Below are 14,148 nucleotides of genomic sequence, written 5' to 3' on the forward strand. Positions count from 1 at the left end.
CGCGAGCCGTACGGACGTGGGGGCCCCGGTGACGGGCGGGGCCGACTAATCTTCCTGGGGTGCATGTCGCCCATCTCTCCCTGACCGACTTCCGGTCCTACGAAACCGTCGACCTCGGCATGGAGCCGGGGGTCACGGCCTTCGTCGGGCCCAACGGCATGGGAAAGACCAACCTGGTCGAGGCGCTGGGTTACGTGGCGACGCAGGCCAGCCACCGGGTCGCCAACGACGGGCCGCTGGTCCGGCAGGGCGCGGCGCGCGCGATCGTCCGCTCGTCGGTGGTGCGCGACGACCGGCGCGCGCTGATCGAGCTGGAGATCAACCCGGGCCGGGCCAACCGGGCCAGGCTGAACCGCTCGCCCGTCTCCCGTCCCCGCGAGGTCGTCGGCCTGCTGCGCACGGTCCTGTTCGCCCCCGAGGACCTCGCCATGGTCAAGGGCGACCCCTCCGAGAGGCGCCGGTTCCTCGACGACCTCCTAGTGGCCAGGACGCCCAGGTTCGCGGGGGTGCGCGCCGACTACGACCGGGTGCTCAAGCAGCGCGGAGCCCTGCTGCGCACCGCCGCGCAGGCCCGGCGGGGCCGGGGCAGGAGCCCCCGGCGGGCCGAGAGCGAGGCGGCGTTCGCCGAGGCGGGGGCGGGAGACCCGCTGAGCACCCTGGAGGTCTGGGACGCCCACCTGGCCACGCACGGCGCCGAGCTGCTCGCGGCCAGGCTGGAGCTGGTCGAGACGCTGCGCCCGCTGGTCGCCGCCTCGTACGCCTCCCTCGCGCCCGACTCCGCCCCCGCCGGGCTGGAGTACCGCGGCACCCTGCCCCCGGACGCCGGGACCGACCGCGCGGAGCTGGCGGCGCGGCTGCGGGCCTGCCTGCTGGAGGTCCGCGCCTCCGAGCTCGAACGGGGCGTGACCCTCGTCGGGCCGCACCGCGACGACCTGTTCCTCGGTCTGGGCGAGCTGCCCGCGCGCGGCTACGCCAGCCACGGCGAGTCGTGGTCGTTCGCGCTGGCGCTCAGGCTCGCCGCCTACGACCTGCTCAGGGCCGACGGCGGCGACCCGGTCCTGATCCTGGACGACGTCTTCGCCGAGCTCGACAACAGGCGCAGGCGCCGCCTGGCCGAGATGGTCGCCCCCGCGGAGCAGGTGCTGATCACCGCCGCGGTCCCCGACGACGTGCCGGGGGAGCTGGCCGGGAGCCGCTTCGACGTGACCGAGGGGGGCGTGGCCCGTGTCCGATGACGCCGGAGAGGGCGTGAGGGGTCCCGAGCCGGGCGGTGCGCCTGTGGACGGCGTGGCGGAGGCCGGTTCGGCGAGGAGCGCGGCCGCCAAGGGGGCCGCGATGGCCAGGGAGAAGCTGGCCCAGGCCAAGTCGGACGCCGCCAAACGGGGGCAGCTGCCCCGCCGCGAGCCGCGGCGCAGGGCCTCGGGGGCGCGCAGGGACGCGGGCGACCCCCAGCTCTTCGGCAGGGCCATCGCCGACCTGCTGTCCGACCGGGGCTGGGAGCAGCCCGCCGCGATCGGCGGGGTTTTCGGTCGCTGGCACGAGATCGTCGGCGCCGACATGGCGGCCCACACCAAGCCGGAGACCTTCGCCGACGGCGAGGTCGTGGTGATCGCCGACTCCACCGCCTGGGCCACCCAGGTCCGCCTGCTGGCGAGGACGCTCGTCAGGAGGTTGAACGAGGAACTCGGTGACGGAACAGTGCAAAAGGTAAAAGTTCGGGGGCCGCAGAACGGGCCCCGCTCCAGCGGCGGCCTGCGTGTCACCGGAAGCCGCGGCCCGGGCGACACCTACGGCTGATCCGGGGCTCGAAAACGGATCAGCGGCCCTTCTGGCGCGGCGAACCCCGTCCCCGTAGGGGGATGTCCAAGACGATGATCGTCGCGCGACAGGCCATTCCAGAGGCCGTCAATGCCACATGATGTGCTCTGAGCCGCTAGAATGAAATCGAATTCCGGACACGTCCGTTTGCGTGTCACCCCCGGCGCGCATGCCGGCTCCCCTGGGTGAACGCATCGGGGCATTCACGACGGTGACGGGCACGGCGGGGCTACATGTTGTCTCCCTGCCGCGTGTCCGCGGCAGGAGGATTTCGCACTTGTCCTACGACGCTAGCTCAATCACCGTTCTCGAAGGGCTCGAGGCGGTCCGTAAGCGCCCAGGCATGTACATCGGCTCCACCGGCGAGCGCGGTCTGCACCACCTCGTCTACGAGGTCGTGGACAACTCCGTCGACGAGGCGCTGGCCGGGCACGCCGACCGGATCGAGGTCACCCTGCTCGCCGACAACGGCGTGCGGGTCGTCGACAACGGCCGAGGCATCCCCGTCGGCATCGTCCCAGGTGAGAACCGTCCCGCGGTCGAGGTCGTCCTGACCGTGCTGCACGCGGGCGGCAAGTTCGACGACAAGTCGTACGCGGTCTCCGGCGGCCTGCACGGCGTGGGCGTCTCCGTCGTCAACGCGCTGTCCAGCAAGCTCGACGTGGAGATCCGCACCGAGGGCCACCACTGGCGCCAGAGTTACGTCGAGAGCAGGCCCACCGCCCCGCTGGCCAAGGGCGAGAAGAGCGACGAGACCGGCACCTCGATCACCTTCTGGGCCGACGAGACCATCTTCGAGACCACGACCTGGCACTTCGAGACCCTCGCGCGCCGCTTCCAGGAGATGGCCTTCCTCAACAAGGGCCTGACGATCTCCATCAGGGACGAGCGCCCCGACTTCGCCGAGGGCGAGGAGGGCGAGCCCAGGGAGGCCACCTTCTACTACGAGGGCGGCCTGTCCGACTTCGTCAAGCACCTCAACTCCAAGAAGGAGCCGGCCCACCTCTCGGTGATCGACTTCGAGGAGCAGGGCGAGGGCATCGCCGTCGAGATCGCGATGCAGTGGAACAACTCCTACAGCGAGTCCGTCTACACCTTCGCCAACACGATCAACACGGCCGAGGGCGGCACCCACGAGGAGGGCTTCCGCGCGGCGCTGACGTCCATCGTCAACCGCTACGCGCGCGAGCAGAAGTTCCTCAAGGAGGGCAAGGACGACAACCTCGCCGGAGAGGACATCCGCGAGGGTCTCACCGCGATCATCTCGGTGAAGCTGACCGACCCGCAGTTCGAGGGCCAGACCAAGACCAAGCTGGGCAACACCGAGGCGAAGTCGTTCGTCCAGAAGGCGTGCAACGACCACCTGCGCGACTGGTTCGAGCGCAACCCCGGCGAGGCCAAGGACATCATCACGAAGTCCCTGCAGGCCTCCCGCGCCCGCCTCGCGGCCCGCCAGGCCCGCGACCTGACCCGGCGCAAGTCGCTGCTGGAGTCGGGCTCCGGGCTGCCGGGCAAGCTGGCCGACTGCCAGTGGAGCGACCCGGAGAAGTGCGAGCTGTACATCGTCGAGGGTGACTCGGCGGGCGGCTCCGCCAAGGGCGGCCGTGACTCCAAGTTCCAGGCGATCCTCCCGATCCGCGGCAAGATCCTCAACGTCGAGAAGGCCCGGATCGACAAGGTCCTGCAGAACAACGAGGTCCAGGCGCTGATCACCGCCATGGGCACCGGCGTGCACGACGAGTTCGACATCTCCAAGCTCCGCTACCACAAGCTCATCCTGATGGCGGACGCCGACGTCGACGGCCAGCACATCACCACGCTGCTGCTGACCCTGCTGTTCCGCTTCATGCGGCCGCTGATCGAGGCGGGGCACGTCTACCTCTCCCAGCCGCCCCTCTACAAGATCAAGTGGGACCGGAAGGGCGAGGACGCCTCCTACGCCTACTCCGACCGCGAGCGCGACGTGGTCATCCAGGCCGGCATCGACGCGGGCAAGCCCGACCCCCGGCCGCGCGACAACGTGCAGCGCTTCAAGGGACTGGGCGAGATGAACGCCAACCAGCTCTGGGACACGACCATGAACCCCGACACCCGCCTTCTCCTCCAGGTCACCCTCGACGACGCGGCCCAGGCCGACGAGCTGTTCAGCGTGCTCATGGGTGAGGACGTCGAAGCCCGCCGCTCCTTCATCATCAGGAACGCCCGGGACGTCCGTTTCCTCGACGTGTAGCGGTTAGCCGTACCAGAAAAGGATCTTGACCTGTGACGGAAGTCAACACTCCGCCCGGCCCTCCGACCGACCGCGTCGAGCCGGTCGACATCCAGTCCGAGATGCAGCGCAGCTACATGGACTACGCGATGTCGGTCATCGTCTCGCGCGCGCTGCCGGACGTCCGCGACGGCCTCAAGCCGGTGCACCGCCGCGTGCTGTACGCCATGTACGACGGCGGCTACCGGCCCGACCGCGGCTACTTCAAGTGCTCCCGCGTCGTCGGCGACGTCATGGGCTCCTACCACCCGCACGGTGACACGTCGATCTACGCCACCGTCGTGCGGATGGCCCAGCCCTGGTCGCTGCGCTACACGCTGGTCGACGGGCAGGGCAACTTCGGCTCGCCGGGCAACGACCCGCCGGCCGCGATGCGCTACACCGAGTGCAAGCTCGCGCCCATCGCGATGGAGATGCTGCGCGACATCGACAAGGACACCGTCGATCTCGTCCCCAACTACGACGGGCGCTCCCAGGAGCCCCTCGTCCTGCCCTCGCGCTTCCCCAACCTGCTGGTCAACGGGGCGGCGGGCATCGCGGTCGGCATGGCCACCAACATCCCGCCGCACAACCTGCGGGAGGTGGCCGGCGGCATCGTCTGGTGCCTGCAGAACCCCGAGGCCGACGACGAGGAGCTCCTCGAGGCGCTGATCGCCCAGATCAAGGGGCCCGACTTCCCCACCGGCGCGCTGATCGTCGGCCGCCGAGGCATCGACGACGCGTACCGCACCGGGCGCGGCTCGATCACCATGCGGGCGATCGTCGAGGTCGAGGAGGACGCCAAGGGCCGCCAGTGCCTGGTCGTCACCGAGCTTCCGTACCAGGTCAACCCGGACAACCTCGCGCTGACCATCGCCGAGGCGGTCAAGGACGGCCGGATCACCGGCATCGCCGACGTCCGCGACGAAAGCTCCTCGCGGGTCGGCCAGCGCCTGGTGATCGTGCTCAAGCGCGACGCGGTCGCCAAGGTCGTGCTGAACAACCTCTTCAAGCACACCCAGCTGCAGACCACCTTCGGCGCCAACATGCTGGCCCTGGTCGACGGCGTGCCGAGGACGCTCAGGCTCGACCAGTTCGTCCGCCACTACGTGGCCCACCAGATCGAGGTCGTGGTCCGCAGGACCCGCTACCTGCTGCGCAAGGCCGAGGAGCGGGCGCACATCCTGCGCGCGCTGCTCAAGGCCCTGGAGCGGATGGACGAGGTCATCGCCCTGATCCGCCGGTCGCCCTCGGCGTCCGCGGCGCAGGGCGGCCTGATGACGCTGCTGGAGATCGACGAGATCCAGGCGCAGGCCATCCTCGACATGCAGCTGCGCAAGCTGGCCGCCCTGGAGCGCCAGCAGATCACCGACGAGTACGACTCGCTGATGGCGCAGATCACCGAGTACCAGGCGATCCTCGCCTCGCCCGAGCGGCAGCGCACGATCGTCCAGGACGAGCTCACCGAGCTCACCGCGCGGTACGGCGACGACCGCAAGACCGAGATCATCGCCTACGAGGGCGACATGTCGATCGAGGACCTCCTCGCCGAGGAGGACATGGTCGTCACGATCACCCGCGGCGGCTACGCCAAGCGCACCAACACCGACCTCTACCGGGCGCAGAAGCGCGGCGGCAAGGGCGTGCGGGGCGCGCAGCTGCGCCAGGACGACATCGTCGACCACTTCTTCGTCACCACGACCCACCACTGGCTGCTGTTCTTCACGAACAAGGGCCGCGTCTACCGGGTCAAGGCGTACGAGCTGCCCGACTCCGGCCGCGACGCGCGCGGGCAGCACCTGGCGAACCTGCTGGCCATGCAGCCGGACGAGGTCGTGATGGAGGTCCTCGACCTGCGCGACTACGAGGTCGCCCCGTACCTCGTGCTCGCCACCCGCAGCGGCCTGGTGAAGAAGACGCGCCTGTCCGAGTACGATTCGCCGCGTACGGGTGGCCTCATCGCGATCAATCTGCGCGAGGATGACGAGGTGATCGCAGCCAGGCTGGTGTCGGAGGACGACGACCTCCTCCTCGTCTCGCGCGGCGCCCAGTCCATCCGCTTCACGGCCTCCGACGAGGCCATGCGCCCGATGGGCAGGGCGACCAGCGGTGTGATCGGCATGCGTTTCCTCGACGGCGACGAGCTCCTGGCGATGAACCGCATCGCCGACGGCGACAACGTGCTCATCGCGACCGAGGGCGGATACGCCAAGCGCACTCCCGTTGATCAGTACCCTCTTCAGGGAAGAGGCGGAAAGGGAGTCCTGACCGCCAAGATCGTCAGCGCTCGTGGCAAGCTGGTTGGCGCGGTCATGGTCAGACCCGAGGACGAGGTTTTCGCGATCACGTCCGCCGGAGGGGTTATCCGGACGAGTGCCGGGGAGATCAAGCAGTCTGGCCGCCAGACGATGGGGGTTCGGCTGATGAATCTGGCGGAAGGGGACAGCGTCGTGGCGCTGGCCCGTAACGCGGAGGCGATGGAGACCGGGGAGAGCCTGGCGACCGGGGAAAGCGCCGACGTGCAGGTGGACACCGGTGAGAACGGGGAAGGGGAGAATCCGTGAGTGCTCAGGGCAAGCCGGGATCGCGCCCCGCCTCCTCATCGACACGCGATCAGGCGACGGAGAAGATGGACAAGACCGCTGGAACGAAGGACGTCGAGGCGGCCTCGTCACCGGTTAACGGTAGCGCGCCCGCGCCGGAGACCGATGAATCGGTATCCGACGATCGCAAGGGCAGGAAAAAAGTGACGACGACAGAGGACGGCAAGCAGGCCGACACCACGGTGCGGATCCGTCCAAGCGGATCTCCACCACCCTCCGCGCCATCGCTGCAGTCGCCCGCGTCGCCTCCGCCGCAGTCCTCGCCCCCGCCCGGCGGGCAGCAGGGCCGTCCCCCGGCCTCGTCGCCGGGGGGTCAGCAGGGTCGTTCCCCGGCCTCCTCACCGGGAGGTCAGCAGGGCCGCGCCCCCGTCGCCCCGCCCGCGCCCCCGCCCGGCGGGCAGCAGGGCCGTCCCCCGGCCGGCCAGCAGAACAACCGCGCCTCGTGGTCGCCCGGCAGCCTCTCGTCGCCCGAGGCCCCGTCGGACGCGTCCGGCAGGAAGGCCAAGGACCTCGGCGGCGCCAGGTCGCCCCGCAAGGCGCACCTGGTGCTGCGCAGGGTCGAGCCGTGGTCGGCCATGAAGTTCAGCTTCGTCGTGTCACTGGTCTGCTTCGTGGTGCTGTTCATCGCGGTCGCGGTGCTCTACATGGTGCTGTCCGGCCTCGGGGTGTTCGAGAACATCATCCAGGTCGTCAATCAGCTGACCATCGCCGACGGCAAGGCCACCAGCGGCATCGACGCGGCCTCCTGGTTCGAGCCGGTCCGCATCCTCGGCTACACCGCCCTGATCGGCGCGGTGAACGTCGTGCTGATCACAGCCCTCTCCACTCTCGGCGCGGTGATCTACAACGTCGCCTCCGACCTGGTCGGCGGCGTGGAGGTCACCTTCAGCGAGGCCGAGTAACCGGCCCGCCACATGTCCTCGTCCTCTTTCGAGCTCTTTCGAGGGCGAGGACATGGCGCGAGCAGGCACCGAAACAGGGTAAGCTTTTCCCTGTTCGAGCGAACGGGTTCGCCTCCACCAGATGGATGCGAGACCGTTCGTTGTGTGAGGGGCTATAGCTCAGACGGTTAGAGCGCTTCCCTGATAAGGAAGAGGTCCCAGGTTCAAGTCCTGGTAGCCCCACCCAGCTCAGAGGCCATTTCCCAATAGGGAAGTGGCCTTTTTTGATCTTCTGAGTGACTAAGTGAGTGACTACCCTCCCATGGCCTCAACGGGGAAGATCATGTCCATCGCTTCGGCCCCATCGAGCAGCACGGGGCGGAGCTGCTTGCGGTAGACCTTCTCCGTCACCACGGTCCCCTTGTGGCCGACCAGGCGGGAGATGTTCTCCAGGGCCATGCCGGAGTCCGACAGCAGCGAGACGAAGCTGTGCCGCATCTCCCGAGGAGTCCACTCGTCCTCGTTGAGATCGGTCCTCTTGAGGATCACCCGGAAGGCCCGGCGAACGTTGGCCGCGTCCAACTCGGTCCCGTGCCTGCTCGCGAAGACGAGGTCGTTCTCCTGCCACAGATCCCCCGCCCTTTCCCGTGCGAGCGCCTGCCGCTCGCGATGCCCGCGCAGCGCGTCCACGCACAGCCTGGGGAGAGCGAGCGTCCGCCGGGACTTCTCGGTCTTGGTGTCTCCCCCGACTCGTACCGAGCGCCACACCATGATCGACGGCGGGAGTGGGGGATCCGCGTCCGGCTGGCCGTCCAGGTCCACATGCGCCCAGGTGAGCGCCCGCAACTCCTCGGTCCTGGCGCCGATGAGGAGCGACACCACGACGTAGGCGTACAGGATCGCCCCCTCGGCCGCCTTGAGCACCGACGCCGCCTGGTCGAGCGTCAGCGACTTCGAGGGACGTCCCTCCTGCCCCTTCGGGATCTCGCACAGCATCACCACGTTGCGCTTGACCTTGTCGCGTGCCTGCGCGCGGGCGATGGACCGCTTGAGAACCGAGAGGATCTTACGCAGGGTCTCCGTGCTCAGGATTTTCGCCTTGGCCGCCAGCCACCGGTCCACGTCGTCGGCGGACAGCTCCCGCAGCTTGCGAGCGCCCAGGGCGGGGATCACGTGCTGTTCCGCCAGGATGCGGCGGTTCGTGACCGTGGAGGCTTCCCGTCCGTTGAGACCGAACTCCAGCCAGTCGCGTACGGCGTCGCCCACGGTGTGGTTGTGCGCGGCCGTGGTCAGGCCGTCGTCGTAGTCGCGGATGATCTCTTTGAGTTTGGCCTTGGCTTCGGTCTTGGTCTTGCCGCTGGCCTTCTTGACGATGCGTTTTCCGGCCGGAGTGTAGCCGACGGTCACCGAGGCGATCCAGCGTTCGCGGGTCTCGTCCCAGTGCAGGCCGCCGTCTCCCCGGCTGCGTCGGGTGGTCATGATGCCTCGCTTCCTGTCCGAGAAGTGCCACGTGGTCGGGGATTGGCTCAGAGTTTCTTTACTGGTTCAAGACGCCAGCGCTTCGCGCCGTCGCACGGCGGGACACGCCCCGCCGCCCCGGCACGGCCAGCGGGCCGGGCGTGCGGCCCTGGCGGCCGGTCCCGGCCCGCGCCAGCCGGGACGGCACGGCGTAAGCCCGCCGCCCACCGCACCGAGCACCCGCCGAACCGAACGCACCCGCCGCCCTGGTACGCGCTGCCGCCTGCCGCTCCGACCACCGGCCCAACCGCTTCGCGGCCCCTACGGGGTGCCATTCGGCATTGCGCCGGCCGTCTCCACTCCCGTCGATGGTTTTCCTGGGTTGCGGGCCGTGACTCCCCCGCCCCCGCTGCCGGAGTGTTCGTGTCCCTCGGTCGGCGTCAACTCCGTCTGTACCTGTTGGGTGTGGGGTACCGGTGTACGCCGTGGGGCAACGGACACGCGAAGACGGAGTTGACCCCTCGGTCGGGACACACGGTCTGGCAGCTGTCGGGGGCGGGGGAGGAATGGGCCGGAACTCTGCATGGTGGCCCCTGGTAGGCGTGGCGACGCCGTCCCTCCGAAGCACACGCCGCCACGCCCGTTCTACCGGGCTTTCCCGGACAGCAGTGCCGTCCAGGTCGCCCGAGCTTTGGCGATCGACCAGCGGTGGCTCTCGTCCACCCGGTGGCCGTCGTCGAGTTGGAGGGTGCGCCGTATGAACCCCTGTCCGCCGCCCTGGAACAGCTCGTACACGGTGGCCCGGCACCCGCATGTCCACGCCACCGGCCGCACCCGCTCCAGGACCCGTTCTGGTGCGCGCCAGTCGAGCCGGACATGACCGTGTTGCGCCATGCCCAGGTGTGGGCTCACGCAGGTCTCAAGCATCGTCACAACGGCGCCGCCTCTGCCCTCGGTGCTCGCAGCGGAGGCGCGGGGTGTGCGGCACAGAGATCGACATAGCGGGCGGCGATCCGGTGAGCGGCTGCCACCGGGGTGCCCGCCGGATGTGTCGCGTATTTCCTGCGACCCGTCCGTGCGGAGTGTTCCCCGTTCCACCACATGAAGTGGAAGCCGTCGGACCGGACGAGCAGGTCCACCCACACGCTCAGCAGGGCCGCGCCGTGCCCCTGGTGAACGTCGGCGGCTATCCCGAGATCGGCGAGAGCGGCGCGGAGCTGTTCGGCCGCATGAGAGGAACGGGCTGCTTCTGTGATCACTGCGTTGAGGGGCATCGCTCTCCGGGAGGTCTCGGATGGTCGTGACCAGGCGGTCGCGACTCATGTCGTTCGTGGGAGGGGACGTTTTTTGAGGCTTGATACGTCCCTAAGCATGCTGATCAGGGCGGGGACGATGGAACTTCACTTGGGGACGGTGACGGGACGTCTTTGGAGGCGTATAAACGTCCCATGGCACCCAACGAGCGCCTGCGGTCCGCGCTGCTTCACGCGGGCATCAGCGTCCGGCAACTGGCCGAGGCGGTAGGGGTTGATCCCAAGACCGCCGAACGATGGGTCAACACCGGCCGCACACCGCATCCGGGCATCGCCCACCGAGCCGCGATCGTGCTCCGGGAGGACCTCGCCCACCTGTGGCCCGCGATCGAGCAGGGAAAGCGACGCCATCGAGGGAGCGGTGAACTGGTCGCCGCCTACCCCACCCGCGCCTCCGCGCCCCTGGACATGTGGCGGACCCTGTTCGAGCGCGCGGAGCAACGCATCGGCATCCTGGTCTACGCCGCGAACTTCCTGCACGAGTCGTGGCCGGACTTCAACGACCTTCTCGCGTCGAAGGCGCGGGAGGGATGCCGGGTGCGCATCCTGCTCGGTGACGCCGACTCACTCGTCATCCGGGGCCGGGGCGCTGAGGAGCTGTTCGGGCACGGCATCGAGTCACGCTGCCGGGTGGCGCTCATGCACTACCGGCCGCTGACGGTGTCGTCGAACGTCGAGCTGCGCGTGCACGACACCACGCTCTACAACTCCCTGTTCCTGGGGGACGACCACATGATCGTCAACGCGCACGTCTTCGGCATGAACGCCTACGGCGCACCGGTCTACCACCTGCGCCACATGCGCGAGGAAGGGCTGTTCGACACCTACGCCACCAGCTTCGAAGCCGTGTGGAAACAGTCCCGACTGCCCGGCGAGGAGCGATAAGTGGCCCGCACCGAGTACTACGACGATCCCGACGCCCCCGAGCCGAACAGCCTGGTCGTGGGAGTGTCCGCCGTGGTCGTCGACGACGAGGGACGCATCCTCATGCAGAAGCGCACCGACAACGGGCTGTGGGCGTTGCCCGGCGGCGGGATGGACCTCACCGAGTCGGTGCCGCAGGCGGCTGTACGGGAGGTGAAGGAGGAGACCGGCTACGACGTCGAGGTGACCGGCATGGTCGGCCTCTACACCGATGCCCGGCACATCATCGCCTACAGCGACGGGGAGGTACGCCGCCAGTTCAACGTCTGCCTGACGGCCCGCGTCGTCGGCGGATCACTCGCAGTCAGCGACGAGTCGACCGACGTCCGCTGGGTCAGTAGGGAAGAGATCGACACGTTGTCGATGCACGACACCCAGCGACTCCGGATCGAGCACTTCCACCAAAAGATGTCGATGCCCTACATCGGATGAAGCAAGCCCTTTGAGAGTCGCTGCCTCCTGTCTGATCGTAATCACTCTCTGTTGATCATGGCACTCAGGAGTCGCATATCGAGCATGTCCTCGGAGAAGGGAAAGCCGGTGATCTTTCTTGCCAGGGCGAAAGAACGTGAGAGTTCCTCGTCCACGCTTGAATCTTCCCCTTCCTCTTCCTCCTCCTCGTCCAGGTCCAGGTCCAGGTCAGGATCCAGATCGGGGTCCAGTCCGACTTCGCGCATCATGTCGACAAATCGATCGGGATCACTGCCTGCGCGTACATCGGGACCCAGCAGGTCGAACCATGTGACCAGTTCGCCGTCAGTCGCGTAGACGAAGAAGTCCGTGGCATGGATGTTGCGGTTGATTGACACGACCTCGGTCGCCTGAGAAAGCCGTCTCAGCAGGTGACGGTCAACGGCGATCGATCCCCACCAAAGTTGGATGAGCACTGTCCAGCCGTCCATCTCCAGCGCGCCTACGTAACTGGTGCGCACGTCGTCCGACTCGATGCACTTCATCGTCCGTTCCTGTAGTTCTTCGAAGGACACCTCTTCGATGCTCCCGGCCTCCGCTCCGAGACGAGTCAGCGCCTCGACAGGGGAGAGAGACCGAACGAAGGACACGCAGGAGACGTCATGTAACGGCCCGAACTCCGAAAGCCAGTCGAACTCTTCATGCAGGTCTGTCACTGTGATTCCCTTGATCAGCTTCGCGCCATGATGTCAGCCGTCACCGACAAGGATGAAGTCGTTCACGGGGGTGCCGACAGGACTTCAGAAGATGCGGCTCTGAGTGACCAATTGAGTGACAACGACCACGGACGAGGCTGGACGTCGGTGGATCACCGTGGACCGTATGTGCAGGTGGGAGCGGGTATAGCCCATGGTCCCGCCCCCTCCCGCCTTGCCTGATAAGGAAGAGGTCCCAGGTTCAAGTCCTGGTAGCCCCACCAGCGAAAACGCCCCGGAGCGATCATGATCCGGGGCGTTTTGCTGTGACGAGCACCGCGATGGTCTCGTGCGACCAGTCCGTCGGCTCCATCCCGTGTGATTGGCGGGCAGCTGATCTTGTTCGGCCACTACGCCGCTCTGGCGGCCGGCGCAGCCTGCCCCAGCCGGCCGCCTTCTACCTGGCCGGAGGTCCGGTGTTCGCCGCGAGCCCGCTTCCCGGCCGCGGACGGGTCGGCCACTTACCGGGATGGCCCTGAGGCGGGACCGGGTGGGGGTGGGGTGACTCGGATGGCCCTGGACACCGCTACGGGCAGGTGTCCGACCGGCTCCTTGCCCGCAGCGGGCCGAATCGGCCTGAACGTGGTGTCAGGCGACACGTCCCCGGCATTTACGGCAGGACGACGAAGTCACACCAAACCGACCAGTCCGAGACGGAGGCTCCGTCCTCGGCACGCACACGGAAGCGGTAGTCGCCCTCAGACAGTGTGCCCGGCGGGAGGTCCGCCGACAGGTGCAGGGAGGCCAGTTCCGTTCTCGGCTCCTCCTCGCCGCGGCTGATCTCGAACCTGCCGACGAGGTTGGGATTGTCCGACGGTGGTGTGGCGGCGAACTGGCCCAACTGCGCGGTGTGCAGGACGGGGACCTTTGCCGGGTCGTCGCAGGACTGGAAGGGGCTGTAGGGGCCCTGGGAGATCAGCAACGTGGTCGGCACGCCGGGCTTTTGCACCTCACCGGTATAGACCGTGAACGCGCACCACGGCAGCCAGGCCGATTTCCCAGTGGTGGCGTCTTCGGCCCGCACCCGGAAACGGTATTTCCCGTCCTGGAGCAGTCCTTCGGGTACCTGGTACCTGGCCCGTATTTCGGTGCCGGATTCAAAGGGTGCTCTGGCGGTCAGCAGCGGGGGACGGCCGGGGCGAGCCACCTGGACGACCATCTTAAGGTCCGGATGGCCCGTGTCGAAGAAATCGCGGCGCGCGCTGATGATGGGGGTGAGGGTTCTGGACAGAACTTTTCCGGATTCGCATCCGTGCGGCAATGTGAGGGGGGAGGAACTCAGGGAGGGATAGACGGGTGGGAGCGGCGGTGAGGCCGAGGTCGCGTCCGCCGACGCCGCGGGCGCGACGATCGCGCTGAGGGTGAGGGCCGCGACAAGCGCCGTCACTGCCCGCAGCCTTCGTCGCAGAGGGCCGCCCTGTGTCATGCTCACGAGATTCATGGGCTCTCTTTCTTGGAGATCGTTGAGCCCATCTCACATGATCATTTGATTTTGTTGAACCTTCCGGGCTGGTATGTAAGGGATACGTCATAAGTATCGATAGGTGAATTAAAAAATGTCGTAGAAGTCGCCGAGATCCAGTGATCCACAGGGTTGGTTCGCTACGGCCTGTACGCCCTGCGGTGTGCCGGTTCGCGGCCGGCCACTCCGCGGGCCGCTGTCACAGGTCGGTGGTGATGATCTTCTCGATGTTCCGTTCGGCGAGCGCCGTGATGGTGACGAACGGGTTGACGCTG

General features: G+C 67.8%; 11 protein-coding genes and 1 tRNA gene. 8 read left to right on the plus strand and 4 right to left on the minus strand.

The features are described from left to right. The first annotated feature begins 59 nt into the window (after positions 1 to 59). The 6 genes from recF (at position 60) to AC5L38_RS33485 (ending at position 7,793) form a co-directional block, all read left to right on the plus strand. Positions 60 to 1,235, plus strand: coding sequence for a DNA replication/repair protein RecF (gene recF / locus AC5L38_RS33460; protein WP_495246797.1), 1,176 nt, complete (start codon positions 60 to 62; stop codon positions 1,233 to 1,235). A 43-nt stretch (positions 1,236 to 1,278) separates the two neighbouring features. After that, positions 1,279 to 1,797, plus strand: a complete 519-nt coding sequence (locus AC5L38_RS33465) for a DciA family protein (RefSeq protein ID WP_495246798.1) — start codon at positions 1,279 to 1,281, stop codon at positions 1,795 to 1,797. Positions 1,798 to 2,095: 298 nt separating this feature from the next. After that, the gene (gene gyrB, locus AC5L38_RS33470) at positions 2,096 to 4,048 is read left to right on the plus strand and encodes a DNA topoisomerase (ATP-hydrolyzing) subunit B (protein ID WP_495246799.1); all 1,953 of its coding nucleotides are present in this window, start codon (positions 2,096 to 2,098) and stop codon (positions 4,046 to 4,048) included. 32 nt (positions 4,049 to 4,080) lie between these two features. Next, positions 4,081 to 6,630, plus strand: coding sequence for a DNA gyrase subunit A (gene gyrA / locus AC5L38_RS33475; protein ID WP_495246800.1), 2,550 nt, complete (start codon positions 4,081 to 4,083; stop codon positions 6,628 to 6,630). Between the two features lie 182 nt (positions 6,631 to 6,812). Beyond that, entirely contained in the window at positions 6,813 to 7,571 is a 759-nt protein-coding gene (locus AC5L38_RS33480; protein ID WP_495246801.1) for a DUF3566 domain-containing protein, read from the plus strand. Positions 7,572 to 7,719: 148 nt separating this feature from the next. Continuing rightward, positions 7,720 to 7,793: transfer RNA gene (locus tag AC5L38_RS33485), tRNA-Ile, on the plus strand. Between the two features lie 69 nt (positions 7,794 to 7,862). Here AC5L38_RS33485 and AC5L38_RS33490 read toward each other — a convergent pair. Continuing rightward, a complete protein-coding gene (locus AC5L38_RS33490) occupies positions 7,863 to 9,029 on the minus strand; it encodes a site-specific integrase (RefSeq protein WP_495246802.1) in 1,167 nt (388 codons plus the stop codon). A gap of 624 nt (positions 9,030 to 9,653) precedes the next feature. Next, positions 9,654 to 9,920 carry a hypothetical protein gene (locus AC5L38_RS33495; RefSeq protein ID WP_285777361.1) on the minus strand — a complete coding sequence of 89 codons (267 nt, stop codon included), beginning with the start codon at positions 9,918 to 9,920 and terminating at the stop codon, positions 9,654 to 9,656. A 536-nt stretch (positions 9,921 to 10,456) separates the two neighbouring features. Here AC5L38_RS33495 and AC5L38_RS33500 point away from each other — a divergent pair. Further along, on the plus strand, positions 10,457 to 11,206 hold the full coding sequence (locus AC5L38_RS33500; RefSeq protein ID WP_495246803.1) for a DUF5919 domain-containing protein: 750 nt from the start codon (positions 10,457 to 10,459) through the stop codon (positions 11,204 to 11,206). Next, positions 11,207 to 11,677: an NUDIX hydrolase gene (locus AC5L38_RS33505; RefSeq protein WP_495246804.1), complete on the plus strand. Its 471-nt coding sequence runs from the start codon at positions 11,207 to 11,209 to the stop codon at positions 11,675 to 11,677. It abuts the gene before it with no gap. Positions 11,678 to 11,718: 41 nt separating this feature from the next. On the opposite strand, the gene AC5L38_RS33510 is transcribed toward AC5L38_RS33505, so the two are convergent. Together AC5L38_RS33510 and AC5L38_RS33515 are read right to left on the minus strand one after the other, a co-directional pair. Beyond that, positions 11,719 to 12,372, minus strand: a complete 654-nt coding sequence (locus tag AC5L38_RS33510; protein WP_495246805.1) for a DUF6461 domain-containing protein — start codon at positions 12,370 to 12,372, stop codon at positions 11,719 to 11,721. Between the two features lie 649 nt (positions 12,373 to 13,021). Then, the gene (locus AC5L38_RS33515; RefSeq protein WP_495246806.1) at positions 13,022 to 13,852 is read right to left on the minus strand and encodes a hypothetical protein; all 831 of its coding nucleotides are present in this window, start codon (positions 13,850 to 13,852) and stop codon (positions 13,022 to 13,024) included. Positions 13,853 to 14,148: the final 296 nt, after the last annotated feature.

This window comes from Streptosporangium nanhuense (assembly GCF_059358815.1).